This window comes from Enterobacter sp. TCD1-1 (assembly GCF_020567405.1).
GTDB classification, from domain to species: Bacteria; Pseudomonadota; Gammaproteobacteria; order Enterobacterales; family Enterobacteriaceae; genus Enterobacter; species Enterobacter quasiroggenkampii.
In genome coordinates this window covers 1-14,840 of sequence record NZ_JAJCXF010000007.1, presented here as the reverse complement: position 1 = coordinate 14,840, position 14,840 = coordinate 1, and the positions used below count along the sequence as shown (strand labels likewise).

General features: G+C 55.4%; 16 protein-coding genes and 1 tRNA gene. 11 read left to right on the top strand and 6 right to left on the bottom strand.

The window, feature by feature from the left end:
- Positions 1 to 33: 33 nt before the first annotated feature.
- On the bottom strand, positions 34 to 165 hold the full coding sequence (locus LJA86_RS19780; protein WP_024907352.1) for an entericidin A/B family lipoprotein: 132 nt from the start codon (positions 163 to 165) through the stop codon (positions 34 to 36).
- A gap of 57 nt (positions 166 to 222) precedes the next feature.
- Entirely contained in the window at positions 223 to 789 is a 567-nt protein-coding gene (efp, locus tag LJA86_RS19775; RefSeq protein ID WP_008502940.1) for an elongation factor P, read from the bottom strand.
- Positions 790 to 829: 40 nt separating this feature from the next.
- On the opposite strand from efp, the gene epmB reads away from it, so the two are divergent.
- Positions 830 to 1,858: an EF-P beta-lysylation protein EpmB gene (epmB, locus tag LJA86_RS19770; protein ID WP_196347152.1), complete on the top strand. Its 1,029-nt coding sequence runs from the start codon at positions 830 to 832 to the stop codon at positions 1,856 to 1,858.
- Between the two features lie 65 nt (positions 1,859 to 1,923).
- Here the strand turns inward: epmB and LJA86_RS19765 are convergent, their stop codons facing one another.
- On the bottom strand, positions 1,924 to 2,277 hold the full coding sequence (locus tag LJA86_RS19765; protein WP_045909554.1) for a DUF4156 domain-containing protein: 354 nt from the start codon (positions 2,275 to 2,277) through the stop codon (positions 1,924 to 1,926).
- A 231-nt stretch (positions 2,278 to 2,508) separates the two neighbouring features.
- On the opposite strand from LJA86_RS19765, the gene LJA86_RS19760 reads away from it, so the two are divergent.
- Genes LJA86_RS19760 through iadA form a run of 3 tightly spaced genes read left to right on the top strand, consistent with a single transcriptional unit; the run spans position 2,509 to position 4,787 of the window.
- On the top strand, positions 2,509 to 3,171 hold the full coding sequence (locus LJA86_RS19760) for a nucleoside recognition domain-containing protein (protein ID WP_045909555.1): 663 nt from the start codon (positions 2,509 to 2,511) through the stop codon (positions 3,169 to 3,171).
- Positions 3,152 to 3,613, top strand: coding sequence for a YjiG family protein (locus LJA86_RS19755; protein ID WP_023293466.1), 462 nt, complete (start codon positions 3,152 to 3,154; stop codon positions 3,611 to 3,613). The genes LJA86_RS19760 and LJA86_RS19755 overlap by 20 nt, the downstream gene beginning before the upstream one ends.
- A 10-nt stretch (positions 3,614 to 3,623) precedes the next feature.
- Positions 3,624 to 4,787 carry a beta-aspartyl-peptidase gene (gene iadA, locus LJA86_RS19750; protein ID WP_229226619.1) on the top strand — a complete coding sequence of 388 codons (1,164 nt, stop codon included), beginning with the start codon at positions 3,624 to 3,626 and terminating at the stop codon, positions 4,785 to 4,787.
- 65 nt (positions 4,788 to 4,852) lie between these two features.
- Here the strand turns inward: iadA and groL are convergent, their stop codons facing one another.
- Both groL and LJA86_RS19740 read right to left on the bottom strand, forming a co-directional pair.
- On the bottom strand, positions 4,853 to 6,496 hold the full coding sequence (gene groL / locus LJA86_RS19745) for a chaperonin GroEL (RefSeq protein WP_008502946.1): 1,644 nt from the start codon (positions 6,494 to 6,496) through the stop codon (positions 4,853 to 4,855).
- 31 nt (positions 6,497 to 6,527) lie between these two features.
- A complete protein-coding gene (locus LJA86_RS19740) occupies positions 6,528 to 6,821 on the bottom strand; it encodes a co-chaperone GroES (protein ID WP_003855929.1) in 294 nt (97 codons plus the stop codon).
- Positions 6,822 to 7,000: 179 nt separating this feature from the next.
- Between LJA86_RS19740 and yjeH the strand changes: the two genes are divergently transcribed.
- On the top strand, positions 7,001 to 8,221 hold the full coding sequence (gene yjeH / locus LJA86_RS19735) for an L-methionine/branched-chain amino acid transporter (protein WP_229226618.1): 1,221 nt from the start codon (positions 7,001 to 7,003) through the stop codon (positions 8,219 to 8,221).
- Between the two features lie 36 nt (positions 8,222 to 8,257).
- On the opposite strand, the gene LJA86_RS19730 is transcribed toward yjeH, so the two are convergent.
- Positions 8,258 to 8,722 carry an FxsA family protein gene (locus LJA86_RS19730; RefSeq protein WP_023616652.1) on the bottom strand — a complete coding sequence of 155 codons (465 nt, stop codon included), beginning with the start codon at positions 8,720 to 8,722 and terminating at the stop codon, positions 8,258 to 8,260.
- Positions 8,723 to 9,058: 336 nt separating this feature from the next.
- Here LJA86_RS19730 and aspA point away from each other — a divergent pair, with 336 nt between their 5' ends.
- The 6 genes from aspA (at position 9,059) to LJA86_RS19700 (ending at position 14,840) form a co-directional block, all read left to right on the top strand.
- Positions 9,059 to 10,495, top strand: a complete 1,437-nt coding sequence (aspA, locus tag LJA86_RS19725) for an aspartate ammonia-lyase (protein ID WP_003855923.1) — start codon at positions 9,059 to 9,061, stop codon at positions 10,493 to 10,495.
- Between the two features lie 115 nt (positions 10,496 to 10,610).
- Positions 10,611 to 11,912 (top strand): anaerobic C4-dicarboxylate transporter, encoded by a 1,302-nt coding sequence (locus tag LJA86_RS19720; protein ID WP_229226617.1) that lies wholly within the window; start codon positions 10,611 to 10,613, stop codon positions 11,910 to 11,912.
- 113 nt (positions 11,913 to 12,025) lie between these two features.
- Positions 12,026 to 12,349: a divalent cation tolerance protein CutA gene (gene cutA / locus LJA86_RS19715; protein ID WP_014168278.1), complete on the top strand. Its 324-nt coding sequence runs from the start codon at positions 12,026 to 12,028 to the stop codon at positions 12,347 to 12,349.
- Positions 12,325 to 14,016 (top strand): protein-disulfide reductase DsbD, encoded by a 1,692-nt coding sequence (locus tag LJA86_RS19710; protein ID WP_229226616.1) that lies wholly within the window; start codon positions 12,325 to 12,327, stop codon positions 14,014 to 14,016. The genes cutA and LJA86_RS19710 overlap by 25 nt, the downstream gene beginning before the upstream one ends.
- Before the next feature lie 49 nt (positions 14,017 to 14,065).
- Positions 14,066 to 14,641: a transcriptional regulator gene (locus tag LJA86_RS19705; protein ID WP_229226615.1), complete on the top strand. Its 576-nt coding sequence runs from the start codon at positions 14,066 to 14,068 to the stop codon at positions 14,639 to 14,641.
- Between the two features lie 127 nt (positions 14,642 to 14,768).
- Positions 14,769 to 14,840 (top strand) — tRNA-Phe (locus LJA86_RS19700).

The window sequence follows — 14,840 nt, the reverse complement described above, 5'->3', positions numbered from 1 at the left end:
AAAAGGACACATTTTTAGGAAAATTAGACGAACTTAGCTGGCGGCGTGAGAAATGATATGACCCAGATCCTGGATATCTTGTCCCATTCCACGCGTGGTGTTACAGCCGGAAAGTAATGCACTGGAGAGCGCTAACAGAAGCAGAATTTTAACGGTACGTTTCATCATCCCTGCCTGCAAAAATCAGGCGCAGCGGGCGCTGCGCCTTCAGTCATACGTAAATTACTTCACGCGGGACACGTATTCGCCGGAGCGAGTATCCACTTTGATCACTTCGCCAGTCTGTACGAACAGTGGCACTTTCACCACTGCGCCGGTAGACAGTTTGGCTGGCTTACCGCCGGTACCTGCGGTATCACCCTTCAGACCTGGATCGGTTTCAACGATTTCCAGTTCTACGAAGTTTGGTGGGGTCACCGCGATAGGCTGGCCGTTCCACAGGGTCACGATGCACTCAGCCTGATCCAGCAGCCATTTAGCGCTGTCACCTACCGCTTTCTCATCAGCAGAGAGCTGTTCGAAAGTGGAGTTGTTCATGAAATGCCAGAACTCGCCATCGTTGTACAGATAGGTCAGGTTCATATCAACAACATCAGCGCCTTCAGCAGAGTCAGTAGACTTGAAGGTTTTCTCAACACGGGTACCGGTCAGCAGACGGCGCAGCTTAACGCGTGCGAATGCCTGGCCTTTACCTGGTTTAACGAATTCGCTGGCTTCAACCGCGTACGGTTCGCCGTCCATCATGATTTTAAGACCAGCACGAAAATCGTTGCTATAGTACGTTGCCATAAGGCCCTCTAAATTTGTTAACTGGTAGCTAAGCCACAAAATGGCGCATATTGTAACCCTAAACACCCCGTCCAGAGAAGATTGGTTATCGCAACTTGCCGATGTAATCACCAGTCCTGATGAATTGCTGCGTCTTTTAGACCTCGATCAGCACCCAGAGTTGCTTGCAGGCCGCGAGGCAAAGCGCCTTTTCGCCCTGCGCGTACCCCGTGCGTTTGTGGCACGGATGGAGAAAGGCAACCCCGACGATCCGCTATTAAAACAAACGCTTACTTCGCAGGATGAATTCATTACTGCGCCGGGATACAGCACCGATCCGCTGGAAGAGCAGAACAGCGTGGTGCCGGGTTTACTGCATAAGTATCTCAACCGCGCCCTGCTGCTGGTCAAAGGCGGATGTGCGGTAAATTGTCGTTATTGCTTCCGCCGGCATTTCCCGTACGCCGAAAATCAGGGCAATAAACGCAACTGGCAGGTCGCGCTGGACTATATTGCCGCCCATCCGGAGCTGGATGAGATTATTTTTTCCGGCGGCGATCCGCTGATGGCGAAAGATCATGAGCTGGACTGGCTGCTGACTCAGCTTGAAGCCATCCCGCACATTAAGCGCCTGCGCATTCACAGCCGCTTACCGATTGTCATTCCGGCACGGATCACCGACGGCCTGGTGTTACGACTGGAGCAGTCCCGCCTGCAGGTGCTGCTGGTGAATCATATTAACCACGCGAACGAAATTGACGATGCGTTTTGCGCGGCGATGGCGCGACTGCGTAAAGCGGGCGTGACGCTGCTGAATCAGAGCGTGCTGCTGCGCGGCGTGAATGACAGCGCCCGCGTGCTGGCCGATCTGAGCAATGCCCTGTTTGATGCGGGCGTGATGCCGTATTACCTGCACGTGCTGGATCGCGTACAGGGCGCGGCGCATTTCATGGTGACGGATGAAGAAGCACGGCAGATCATGCGCGAACTGTTAACGCTGGTTTCAGGCTATATGGTGCCGAAGCTGGCACGTGAGATTGGCGGAGAGCCGAGCAAGACGCCGCTGGATTTGCAGTTGCGGCAGCACTAAAAAGGCAGGTGGCGCTACGCTTACCTGCCCTACAGGGCCGGGCGCAGCGCCATCAGCACATTACATCAGTTCGGGCACTTATAGACCTGGCCCGTCATCTGGCTGGCGGTCGGCACGAAGCTGGACAGCATACTCTGCGTTGGGCTGCTTACGCCGTAAATCACGTTGCCACCCATTGCCGCAGCCTGATTGCGCAGGGCATTCGCCGCACCGCGCATTGAGCCACCTTCTTCGCCATGCTGCCCTGACATCCAGTTACTTTGCTCACCGGTTGCCGTGCCTAACAGCTGGCATTCAGTGCCAGGCTTATCTTCCACAAAGCGAACGCCCTGGCCCGCTGCCGACAGCTCATTGCTGGAGCTACACCCCGCCAGCAGCAGTGCTGCCCCTACAATCCCTGCACAGACTTTTACGCGCATGTTATTCCTCGTTTTCAATAAGCTGGACAGTAGTTGTCCGTGTGTAAATCTTATACCTAAAAGATGACCAAAAGAAAAACGTTGAGCAATTCTGCGGGCCTGATTCCAGTCATCCCGTCCCTGATATCCTAAATGAATTCTGATATTGGCCTTTGGGATATCGTGTTTTCTTCTCCGATCGTTTTTAGTGATGCGACGTACAACTTTTGTACGCAACGAAAAGGAGGTTACATGAGTGCATCATCCTCAGGAGAGGAAAGAGTGACGTGGGTGGGCTATCTGGCGTTTGTGCTGACCATCGTTTTTTTCTCCGGTTTTTTCGCAAAAAGCACCGACTGGTGGCGCGTGCTGGACTTTACCGTCTTAAACGGCAGCTTTGGCCCGGTTAACGGCGCCCTGACGTTTCGCGGAACGGGCGGAACGGGGGCGAAAGACGGTTTCCTGTTTGCCCTTGAGCTGGCTCCCTCGGTCATCTTATCGCTCGGTATTATTGCCGTCACCGAAGGTCTGGGCGGGCTGCGTGCCGCGCAGCAGCTTATGACGCCTGTTTTACGTCCGCTGCTTGGTGTGCCAGGCGTTTGCTCCCTGGCGCTGATTGCCAACCTGCAAAACACCGATGCGGCGGCAGGGATGACCAAAGAGTTAACCGATGAAGGCGCGATTACGGACCAGGAGCGCGCTATTTTCGCCACCTTCCAGACCAGCGGTAGCGCCATCATTACCAACTATTTTTCTTCCGGTGCCGCGCTCTTCACCTTCATTACCGTCCCGGTGATTACGCCGCTGGCCGTCATTCTGGTGTTTAAGTTTGTTGGCGCGAACGTCCTGCGCCTGTGGATCGCCCACATGGAAAATCGTCTTCAGGAGGAAGAACATGATCGCCCAGCCGCGTAAAAATATCATGGATATGTTTATTGATGGCGCCCGTCGCGGCTTTACCATCGCCACCACCAGCCTGTTGCCGAACGTCGTCATGGCGTTTGTCATCATTCAGGCGCTCAAGGTCACCGGCCTGCTGGATATTGTCGGTAAAATATGTGAGCCGATTATGGCGCTGTGGGGCCTTCCGGGCGCGGCGGCAACGGTTCTTCTGGCCTCGGTGATGAGTATGGGGGGCGGCGTGGGCGTCTGCGCCAGCCTGGTCGCCGCCGGCACGCTCAACGGCCACGATGCTACCATCCTGCTACCCGCCATCTATCTGATGGGCAATCCGGTGCAAAACACCGGTCGCTGCCTGGGGACCGCCGGGGTGAACCCAAAATATTATCCGCATATTATTACTCTTTGCGTCATTAATGCCCTGCTCTCAATGTGGGTGATGCAGCTACTCTTCTGAGGAGATAAAAATGGATTTTTCAGTGCTGACCCCCCACCTTTTCCGCAACGCGCATCTCTTCGCTCCGGAGGATAAAGGACGTTGCGATCTGTTGATCGCTGCGGGGAAAATCGTGGCGATCGAAAAAGCGAGCCAGGGAACAACGAGGCCAGACTGCCCGGAAACCGATCTCGCCGGGGCGGTGGTTTGCCCGGGGTTTATCGACCAACATGTGCATTTGATCGGGGGCGGTGGTGAGGCAGGCCCTCACACCCGTACGCCAGAGGTTCGCCTGTCTGCACTCGTGGCCGCAGGCATCACCTCCGTTGTGGGCCTGCTCGGCACCGACGGCGTAACCCGCCATCCTGAATCGCTGCTGGCAAAAACGCGGGCGCTCGAACATGAAGGGATCAGCGCATGGATGCTGACGGGCGCGTACGGGCTGCCTTCACCGACAATCACCGGCAGTGTCGAAAAAGACGTGGCGCTGATAGACAAAATTATCGGCGTGAAATGCGCAATCTCTGACCACCGTTCTTCCGCGCCAGCAGACCACCAGCTCGCCAGTATGGCTGCCCAGTCTCGCGTAGGTGGGCTGTTGGGTGCCAAAGCGGGCATATCCGTGTTTCACCTCGGCAACAGCCCAAAGCTGCTGGAGCCGCTATTAAGCATCCTGCATAACGCCGACGTTCCCCGCGTAAAACTGCTGCCAACCCACGTTAACCGCGCCCGGGCGCTGTTCCATGCCGCGCTGAACTATGCCCGCGAAGGCGGCTTTATCGACATCACGACCAGCATCAGCGAACCGATTGACGCCGCCAGCGCCATCGTGATGGCCCGCGAGGCTCAGGTGCCGTTTAACCGGCTTACGCTCAGTTCTGACGGTAACGGCAGCCAGCCGAAATTTGATGAGAGCGGCAATCTGGTGGGTATAGGCGTAGCGGGGTTCGAATCCCTGCTCGAAACCCTGCAACAGCTGGTCAACCGACATCAGTTGCCGCTGGAAGAGGCGCTTCTTCCGTTTACGCAAAACGTGGCGGCGTTTCTCGGTCTGGAACATAAGGGCAGGATCGCGCCCGGATGCGATGCCGATTTCCTGGTGCTGACGGATGACCTGCAGATCCGCGACGTCTGGGCCAAAGGCCGCCAGATGGTGCGTGAAGGTGCCGTGTGCGTCAAAGGGACTTTCGAATAGCACGCAATAAAAAACCCCGGGCATTTCTGCCCGGGGTTCGTTCTGAGAGGTTCAGAACAACATGATTACATCATGCCGCCCATTCCGCCCATGCCACCCATACCAGCAGCACCTAAGTCAGGCGCATCGCCTTTTGGCAGGTCGGTCACCATGCACTCGGTGGTGATCATCAGACCAGCAACAGAGGCCGCGTACTGCAGAGCAGAACGGGTCACTTTAGTTGGGTCCAGGATACCGAAGTCGATCATGTTGCCGTATTCTTCGGTTGCAGCGTTGTAACCGTAGTTACCTTCGCCCGCTTTAACCTTGTTCGCCACCACAGATGGCTCTTCACCGGCGTTAGACACGATCTGACGCAGAGGGGCTTCCATTGCGCGCAGCGCAACTTTGATACCCACGTTCTGGTCTTCGTTCTGAGCAGTCAGGCCAGCCAGTTTAGCGGCAACGCGCACCAGCGCAACGCCACCACCCGCAACCACGCCTTCTTCTACCGCAGCACGGGTCGCGTGCAGGGCATCGTCAACGCGAGCTTTTTTCTCTTTCATTTCAACTTCGGTCGCAGCACCGACTTTGATTACCGCAACGCCGCCTGCCAGTTTCGCTACGCGCTCCTGCAGTTTTTCACGGTCGTAATCGGAAGTCGCTTCTTCGATCTGCTTACGGATCTGACCTACGCGGCCCTGAATAGCGGCTTCTTCACCCACGCCATCGATGATGGTGGTGGTGTCTTTGTTGATCACAACGCGTTTTGCCTGACCCAGGTCTTCCAGGGTCGCTTTTTCCAGCTCCATACCGATCTCTTCGGAGATGACGGTACCGCCGGTCAGGGTAGCGATATCCTGCAGCATCGCTTTACGACGATCGCCGAATCCAGGTGCTTTAACCGCAGCCACTTTCACAATGCCGCGCATGGTGTTAACCACCAGGGTCGCCAGCGCTTCGCCTTCAACGTCTTCAGCAATGATAACCAGCGGTTTGCCTGCTTTCGCAACGGCTTCCAGCACTGGCAGCATTTCGCGGATGTTGGAGATTTTCTTGTCAGCCAGCAGGATGAACGGGCTTTCCAGCTCAACAGCGCCAGTCTCTGGCTTGTTGATGAAGTATGGGGACAGGTAACCGCGGTCGAACTGCATACCTTCAACCACGTCCAGTTCGTCTTCCAGACCGGTACCGTCTTCAACGGTGATCACGCCTTCTTTACCGACTTTATCCATCGCTTCCGCGATCAGTTTACCCACGGTTTCGTCGGAGTTAGCGGAGATAGTACCTACCTGAGCAATGGCTTTAGAGTCAGAGCACGGTACGGACAGCGCTTTCAGTTCTTCAACAGCGGAAGCGACAGCTTTGTCGATACCACGTTTCAGATCCATTGGGTTCATGCCCGCCGCAACGGCTTTCAGACCTTCGGTGATGATCGCCTGCGCCAGAACGGTCGCGGTGGTGGTACCGTCGCCTGCAGCGTCGTTCGCTTTAGAGGCAACTTCTTTCACCATCTGCGCGCCCATGTTTTCGAACTTGTCTTCCAGCTCGATTTCACGTGCTACAGAAACACCATCTTTGGTGATGGTTGGCGCGCCGAAGGATTTATCCAGCACTACGTTACGGCCTTTCGGGCCCAGGGTCACTTTAACTGCATCTGCCAGTACGTTTACGCCGCGGAGCATTTTTACACGAGCGTCGTTACCGAATTTTACGTCTTTAGCTGCCATGTTCTTATTTCCTCAAATTCTCGTGCGTAAATTACGCTTCAACAATTGCCAGAATGTCGCTCTCGGACATGATCAACACTTCTTCATTGTCGATCTTCTCGGATTTCACGCCGTAGCCATCGTTGAAAATTACGATGTCACCAACTTTAACGTCCAGCGGCTGCACAGTTCCGTTTTCCAGGATGCGGCCCTTACCGACAGCGATGATTTCGCCACGCGTTGATTTGGCTGCTGCAGAACCGGTCAGAACGATGCCGCCAGCAGACTTGGTTTCAACTTCTTTACGTTTGACGATCACACGATCATGTAACGGACGAATACTCATTGATAGCTCTCCTTTGAGAAAGTCATTATCAGTTATGGATGACGCCGGCCCGCATGCGGTTTTCCGACTAGTGCCCTGAGAGATGGGGATAGCTTTTTACCCCTTCAAGGGGGAGTTGAAAAAAAAATTTGCGAAAGTGTTACCATCGCCTCTCTTTTGGTATTGGCAGGGCGATGTCAATGAGTGGACTCAAGCAGGAGTTGGGGCTGGCGCAGGGCGTTGGCCTGCTCTCAACCTCCTTGTTAGGTACGGGCGTGTTTGCCGTACCCGCACTGGCGGCGCTGGTGGCAGGAAATAACAGCCTGTGGGCGTGGCCGGTGTTGATTGTACTGGTTTTCCCGATAGCCATTGTGTTTGCCATCCTGGGGCGGCATTTCCCCAGCGCGGGCGGCGTGGCGCACTTTGTCGGCCTGGCCTTTGGCGCACGGCTGGAGCGAGTGACCGGCTGGCTGTTTCTCTCCGTCATTCCGGTTGGCCTCCCGGCGGCGCTGCATATTGCGACAGGTTTTGGGCAGGCGCTGTTTGGCTGGCATCACGAGCAGCTGTTGCTGGCCGAGCTGGGGACGCTGGCTATCGTCTGGTGGGTGGGCTCACGCGGCGCCAGCTCCAGCGCCAACCTGCAGACGCTGGTTGCAGTGCTGATTGTCGCGCTTGTGGCCGCTATCTGGTGGGCGGGCGATATCACCGTAAAGGAAATTCCCTTCCCGGCGGTAACAGATATCGACCACGTGCAGCTTTTTGCCGCGCTCTCCGTCATGTTCTGGTGTTTTGTCGGTCTGGAAGCCTTTGCCCATCTGGCGTCGGAATTTAAGCAGCCTGAACGTGATTTCCCCCGCGCGCTGATGATCGGCCTGCTGCTGGCGGGTACGGTCTACTGGGCGTGTACCGTGCTGGTGTTGCACTTCCACGCGTTCGGCGCGGATCTCGCCGCCGCGGCATCGCTGCCGGGTATCGTGGTTGAACTGTTTGGTGTGAAAGCGCTGTGGATTGCCTGCGTCATAGGCTATCTGGCCTGTTTTGCCAGCCTCAACATTTATATCCAGAGCTTTGCCCGTCTGGTGTGGTCGCAGGCGCTGGATAAACCTGATAACCGCCTCGCGCGCCTGTCTAAACGCCAGCTGCCGCTGAATGCTCTGAATGCTGTACTGTGCTGCTGCGTGCTGAGTACGCTGTGTATTTACGCCCTGAAGATCAATCTGGATACGCTGCTCGTCTACGCCAACGGCATTTTTATTATGATCTACCTGCTGTGTATGCTGGCGGGCTGCCGTTTGCTGAAAGGCCGTTATAAAGCACTGGCGGTTGTTGGGGGGCTGCTGTGCCTGCTGCTGCTGGCGATGGTGGGATGGAAGAGCGTGTATGCCATCGTCATGCTGGCGGTGTTGTGGCTGGCGCTTTAGTAGGCCCGGTAAGCGAAGCGCCACCGGGCAACAAAATCACCGATCGTCTTTGTGGTCCAGACGGTCGTGCTGTTCATCCTTACGCTGATATTCCCCTTCAAACGTGTCGCCTGGCCCGGTGCTGAACCCACCGCCGGGCATACGGCTAAAGCGCAGATGCGGCAGCAGCTTCATGGTCAGGTGCTTTTGCACCGGCGGCAGAAGCAGCAGAAGACCGAGGAAGTCGGTGAAGAACCCTGGCAGAATCAGCAGCAGCCCCGCAATAATCAACGACACGCTTTTGATCATCTCTTCCGCCGGGCTTTCGCCTGCGGCCATCTTCTGCTGCATTATCAGGAAATTTTTGAAACCCTGATTACGCACCAGCGACATACCGATGACGGAGGTGAAAATCACCAGAATCAATGTCAGCAGGACGCCCAGCACATGGGCAACCTGGATGAAAATGGAAATCTCAATGTAAACATAGAGAAAGAAAGCAATAAACGGTATCCAGCGCACTGGCATCTCCTGTGTGGCAGAGGCCATCGGGGCCCCTGTCTGAATGTGTTCGCGACGCGCGTTTGTATGAGATGGTGACGGTTAGCGAAAATTCAATCAGTTTGCACGGATATTTTTTTTGGAAATATTAAAGCGGTGACCCATTTCACAGATTAATAATTATCATGGAATCGGCTCGATAATAAGTGATCCAGCTTACGGCAATTCGCTATCATCAGCATATGATCTCGAGCATCTGGCTGATTGAGGGAATAATCGTCGGCCAGAAAATATTCAAAACCACATAAATACTGTGTGTTTAGTACAATCCATCGGCAGCTTGAAAAGAAGGTTCACATGTTAAACAACATTCGTATCGAAGAAGACTTGTTGGGTACCAGGGAAGTTCCAGCGGATGCCTACTACGGTGTCCACACTCTGAGAGCGATTGAAAACTTCTACATCAGCAACAGCAAAATCAGTGACATCCCTGAGTTTGTTCGTGGCATGGTGATGGTGAAGAAAGCCGCAGCCCTGGCCAACAAAGAGCTGCAAACCATTCCTAAAAGCGCGGCAAATGCGATTATCGCGGCCTGCGATGAAGTGCTGAACAACGGCAAATGCATGGATCAGTTCCCGGTTGACGTCTATCAGGGCGGCGCGGGCACCTCCGTCAACATGAATACCAACGAAGTACTGGCAAACATTGGCCTGGAGCTGATGGGTCACCAGAAAGGTGAATACCAGTACCTGAACCCGAACGACCACGTCAACAAATGCCAGTCCACCAACGACGCCTACCCAACCGGCTTCCGTATTGCGGTGTATGCCTCCGTGGTGAAACTGGTGGATGCGATCAACCAGCTGGGCGATGGCTTCCAGCGTAAAGCGGTTGAGTTCCAGGACATTCTGAAAATGGGTCGTACCCAGCTGCAGGATGCGGTGCCGATGACCCTCGGTCAGGAATTCCACGCGTTTAACGTACTGCTGAACGAAGAGACCAAAAACCTGCTGCGTACCTCCGAGCTGCTGCTGGAAGTGAACCTGGGCGCCACCGCTATCGGTACGCGTCTGAACACCCCGGATGGCTATCAGCAACTGGCGGTACAGAAGCTGGCTGAAGTGTCCAACCTGCCGGTTGTGCCTGCAGAAGACCTGATTGAAGCGACCTCCGACTGCGGCGCCTACGTCATGGTACACAGCGCGCTGAAACGTCTGGCGGTGAAACTGTCCAAAATCTGTAATGACCTGCGCCTGCTCTCTTCCGGTCCGCGCGCTGGCCTGAATGAAATCAACCTGCCAGAACTGCAGGCGGGTTCATCCATCATGCCGGCCAAAGTGAACCCGGTCGTGCCAGAAGTAGTGAATCAGGTTTGCTTTAAAGTCATCGGTAACGATACGACCGTAACCATGGCCTCTGAAGCGGGTCAGCTGCAGCTGAACGTGATGGAGCCGGTAATTGGCCAGGCGATGTTTGAATCTATCCACATTCTGACCAATGCCTGCTACAACCTGCTGGAAAAATGCATTAACGGCATCACGGCGAATAAAGAAGTCTGTGAAGGTTATGTCTATAACTCCATCGGGATCGTCACCTACCTCAACCCGTTCATCGGCCACCACAACGGCGACATCGTCGGTAAGATTTGTGCCGAAACCGGTAAGAGCGTGCGTGAAGTAGTGCTGGAGCGCGGGCTGTTGACCGAAGCCGAGCTGGACGATATCTTCTCGGCCCAAAACCTGATGCACCCGGCATATAAAGCGAAACGATATACCGATGAAAGCGAACAGTAACCGTTCAGGCTAGGCTTCTTAAGGCACGTCACTTGTGACGTGCCTTTTTTCTTTTTAGGCGTTACCAAAATACAACAATTCAATATCAACTTGTTAATAAGCAAGGCAGGTCCTTATGTTTGGAGCAGAACTCGTCATCGTCTTGTTGGCGATTTATTTGGGAGCACGACTCGGGGGTATCGGCATCGGTTTTGCCGGCGGTCTTGGAGTGCTCGTTCTTACCCTTATCTTTCAGATTAAACCCGGCGCTATCCCGTTCGATGTTATCGAAATCATCATGGCTGTTATTGCCGCTATTGCCGCCATGCAGGTGGCAGGCGGTATGGACTACCTGGTAAGCCTGGCGGAGCGCATGCTACGCCGCCACCCTAAATACATTACCTTCCTTGCTCCGCTGGTGACCTGGTTTATGACCATTCTCGCCGGTACTGGCCACACCGCTTTCTCCACGTTACCGGTGATTACCGAAGTGGCGAAAGAACAGGGTATCCGTCCGTCGCGTCCGCTCTCTATTGCCGTCGTCGCGTCCCAGATCGCCATTACCGCCTCGCCGATTTCCGCGGCGGTGGTCTTCTTCGCCGGTATCCTGGAGCCGATGGGCGTGAGCTACCTGACGCTGCTGGCGATCTGTATCCCGGTGACGCTGATTGCGGTGATGATTACCGCTGTGCTGTGCAACTTCCTCGGCGCTGAACTGAAAGACGATCCGGTTTATCAGGAGCGTCTGGCAAAAGGTGAAGTGAGCCTGCGCGGCAGCCAGGTCTTCGAACTGAAGCCACATGCGAAACGCTCCGTGCTGCTGTTCCTGATTGGTATCGTCGCCGTCATGTTCTATGCGACCGCCATCAGCGATACCGTGGGCCTGATCCAGAACCTGGTCCTGCCGCGTAACGAAGCGATTGTGGTGTTCATGCTGACCATCGCAACGCTGATTAGCATCACCTGTAAAATTGATACCAGCGAAGTGCTGAACGCCAGCACTTTCAAATCCGGTATGAGCGCCTGCGTGTGCGTGCTGGGCGTGGCGTGGCTCGGTGATACCTTCGTGAAAGCGCACATTAGCGACATTCAGACCGTAGCAGGCGACCTGCTGCATAACTACCCATGGCTGCTGGCGGTCGTGCTGTTCTTTGCGGCTACCCTGCTTTACTCTCAGGCAGCGACCACCAAAGCGCTGATGCCTGCGGCTCTGATGCTGGGCGTCACCCCGTTAACCGCTATCGCCTCGTTTGCTGCTGTTTCTGCCCTGTTCGTGCTGCCTACCTACCCAACCTTGCTGGCGGCCGTTGAGATGGACGACACCGGCTCAACCCGTATTGGTAAGTATGTGTTTAACCATGCGTTCCTGATCCCGGGCGTGGTCGCCATTTCACTCTGCGTGATCCTCGGCTTTATCATCGGTGGCGTGGTGCTGTAAACCGTTCCCGGTTGTAAAAATAGTTAAAATCGGGCCGCTCTGCGGCCCGTTTCATTAATGACCAACCGCCTTGCGTGATATAGTGAAACCTTTCGTGATGAGGAGGTCGACTTGTGAACACGCCTGATGCCGTTGTCGTACTGTGTACCGCCCCTGATGAAGCCTCTGCCCAGGATCTCGCCGCCAAAGTGCTGGCCGAAAAACTGGCAGCCTGCGTCACGCTCCTCCCCGGCGCGACCTCTCTTTACTACTGGGAAGGTAAGCTGGAGCAAGAGTACGAAGTCCAGATGTTGCTCAAAACCAATCTGGCGAATCAGCAGGCACTCCTGGACTGCCTCAAATCTCATCATCCTTACCAAACCCCGGAGCTGCTGGTCCTGCCAGTGGTTCATGGCGATAACGACTATCTCTCATGGCTCAACGCTTCCTTACGCTGATCCTGCTGCTGTGCAGCACATCAGTATTTGCCGGGTTGTTTGACGCGCCCGGCCGTTCGAACTTCATTCCTGCCGATCGGGCGTTTGTTTTCGATTTTCAGCAAAACCAGCATGACCTTACGCTTAACTGGCAGGTGAAAGAGGGCTATTACCTCTATCGCAAGCAGGTCAGCATTACGCCTGCTCAGGCCAGCGTGGGCGCTTTACAGATGCCCTCTGGCGAGTGGCATGAAGATGAGTTTTACGGCAAAAGCGAAATCTATCGCCAGCACCTGAGCGTGCCTGTTACGGTGAATCAGGCGGATAAAGGTGCGACCCTGACGGTGACCTATCAGGGGTGCGCGGATGCCGGATTCTGCTATCCGCCTGAAACAAAGGTGGTTCCGCTTAGTGAGGTGAAAGCCTCTGCCACGGTTCCCCCTCTTCCTTCGGGCGAGAAGCGTGAAGCTCCCGCTGACCTTCCGTTCTCCGCGCTGTGGGCCTTGCTGATCGGTATCGGCATTGCCTTTACGCCGTGCGTGCTGCCGATGTATCCACTCATCTCTGGGATTGTGCTGGGCGGCAAACAGCGCCTTTCCACCGCCCGCGCGCTGCTGCTGGCCTTTATTTACGTGCAGGGTATGGCGCTGACCTACACGGCACTCGGCCTTGTGGTCGCCGCTGCCGGGTTGCAGTTCCAGGCCGCACTTCAGCACCCTTATGTGCTGATTGGCCTGTCGGCGATATTTATCCTGCTGGCACTGTCGATGTTTGGCCTGTTCACGCTGCAGTTACCGTCAGCTCTGCAAACCCGCTTAACGCTGATGAGTAATCGCCAGCAGGGTGGTTCGGCAGGCGGCGTGTTTATGATGGGGGCCATCGCCGGACTGATTTGCTCCCCTTGCACCACCGCACCGCTGAGCGCCATCCTGCTCTATATTGCCCAGAGCGGCAATCTGTGGCTTGGCGGCGGTACGCTGTACCTTTACGCGCTGGGCATGGGCCTGCCGCTGATTCTGGTTACGGTTTTCGGCAATCGACTTCTGCCGAAGAGCGGCCCGTGGATGGAGACGGTGAAAACCGCGTTTGGTTTTGTGATTCTGGCGCTGCCGGTGTTCCTGCTGGAACGCATTACGGGTGACGTATGGGGCTCTCGCCTGTGGGCGATGCTCGGTGTAGCGTTCTTCTCCTGGGCGTTTATCGTCAGTCTGGGGGCGAAAAAAGCGTGGATGCGCCTGGTGCAAATCCTCCTGCTCGCCGCCGCGCTGGTGAGCGTGCGTCCTCTTCAGGACTGGGCGTTCGGCTCGCCGGTCGGCCAGACGCAGGCGCATCTGAACTTCATCCAGATTAAGAACGTTGATGAGCTCAACAGCGCGCTCGCACAGGCAAAAGGCAAGCCGGTGATGCTCGATCTCTATGCCGACTGGTGCGTCGCCTGCAAAGAGTTTGAAAAATACACCTTTAGCGATCCTCAGGTACAAAACGCCCTGAAAGAGACTGTTCTTCTCCAGGCGAACGTAACCGCCAATAATGCGCAGGATAAGGCTCTGCTGAAGCAGCTTAGCGTGCTCGGGCTGCCAACCATCCTGTTCTTCAATCAACAGGGGCAGGAGCAGCCAGAACAGCGTGTAACCGGCTTTATGGATGCCGCGGCATTCAGCGCGCATTTGCGCAATCGCCAACCGTAAACAACACTGTAAACGTAACACACCGTTGGGAATAGCGGAGGAGACAACCGTGCAACGCGAAGACGTACTGGGACAAGCCCTGCAATTACTTGAGATTTATGGGATCGCCAGCACCACGCTTGAGATGGTAGCCGACCGTATCGATTACCCCCTGGATGATCTTAAGCGCTTCTGGCCGGATAAAGAGGCGCTCGTTTATGATGCTCTACGCTATCTCAGCCAGCAGGTTGATATCTGGCGCAGGCAGCTGATGCTGAATGAAGAGCTGACTGCGGAACAAAAGCTGCTGGCGCGCTATACCGCCCTGACGGAATGTGTCAGCAACAACCGCTATCCGGGCTGCCTGTTTATTGCGGCCTGTACGTTCTATCCCGATCCCGACCATCCTGTCCACCAGTTGGCGGATCTGCAAAAACGGGCAGCGCATGATTTCACTCACGATCTGCTGACCCGTCTTGAAGTGGATGACCCGGCAATGGTGGCGAAACAGATGGAGCTGGTGCTGGAGGGCTGCCTGAGCCGCATGCTGGTGAACCGTAGCCAGGCCGACGTGGATACGGCGCACCGACTGGCGGAAGATATTCTGCGCTTTGCTCAGTGCCGTATGGGTGGGGCATTGACGTAAGCGAGCCTGTTAAATTTGCCCTATTCGACGCGTAAACCATCAGATTGCCGCAAAGTTAAGCAATTGAACAGCTTTTCCCGAAATAATGTTGACGATAAGGCGCGATTGCGGTTTAATGCGCTCCGTTGCCCGGATAGCTCAGTCGGTAGAGCAGGGGATTGAAAATCCCCGTGTCCTTGGTTCGATTCCGAGTCCGGGC

What these genes read in the sequence shown, in the direction of transcription:
- LJA86_RS19780 (WP_024907352.1), bottom strand. Translation starts at nt 165, where the DNA reads ATGAAACGTACCGTTAAAATTCTGCTTCTGTTAGCGCTCTCCAGTGCA.
- efp (WP_008502940.1), bottom strand. Translation starts at nt 789, where the DNA reads ATGGCAACGTACTATAGCAACGATTTTCGTGCTGGTCTTAAAATCATG.
- epmB (WP_196347152.1), top strand. Translation starts at nt 830, where the DNA reads ATGGCGCATATTGTAACCCTAAACACCCCGTCCAGAGAAGATTGGTTA.
- LJA86_RS19765 (WP_045909554.1), bottom strand. Translation starts at nt 2,277, where the DNA reads ATGCGCGTAAAAGTCTGTGCAGGGATTGTAGGGGCAGCACTGCTGCTG.
- LJA86_RS19760 (WP_045909555.1), top strand. Translation starts at nt 2,509, where the DNA reads ATGAGTGCATCATCCTCAGGAGAGGAAAGAGTGACGTGGGTGGGCTAT.
- LJA86_RS19755 (WP_023293466.1), top strand. Translation starts at nt 3,152, where the DNA reads ATGATCGCCCAGCCGCGTAAAAATATCATGGATATGTTTATTGATGGC.
- iadA (WP_229226619.1), top strand. Translation starts at nt 3,624, where the DNA reads ATGGATTTTTCAGTGCTGACCCCCCACCTTTTCCGCAACGCGCATCTC.
- groL (WP_008502946.1), bottom strand. Translation starts at nt 6,496, where the DNA reads ATGGCAGCTAAAGACGTAAAATTCGGTAACGACGCTCGTGTAAAAATG.
- LJA86_RS19740 (WP_003855929.1), bottom strand. Translation starts at nt 6,821, where the DNA reads ATGAGTATTCGTCCGTTACATGATCGTGTGATCGTCAAACGTAAAGAA.
- yjeH (WP_229226618.1), top strand. Translation starts at nt 7,001, where the DNA reads ATGAGTGGACTCAAGCAGGAGTTGGGGCTGGCGCAGGGCGTTGGCCTG.
- aspA (WP_003855923.1), top strand. Translation starts at nt 9,059, where the DNA reads ATGTTAAACAACATTCGTATCGAAGAAGACTTGTTGGGTACCAGGGAA.
- LJA86_RS19720 (WP_229226617.1), top strand. Translation starts at nt 10,611, where the DNA reads ATGTTTGGAGCAGAACTCGTCATCGTCTTGTTGGCGATTTATTTGGGA.
- LJA86_RS19710 (WP_229226616.1), top strand. Translation starts at nt 12,325, where the DNA reads ATGGCTCAACGCTTCCTTACGCTGATCCTGCTGCTGTGCAGCACATCA.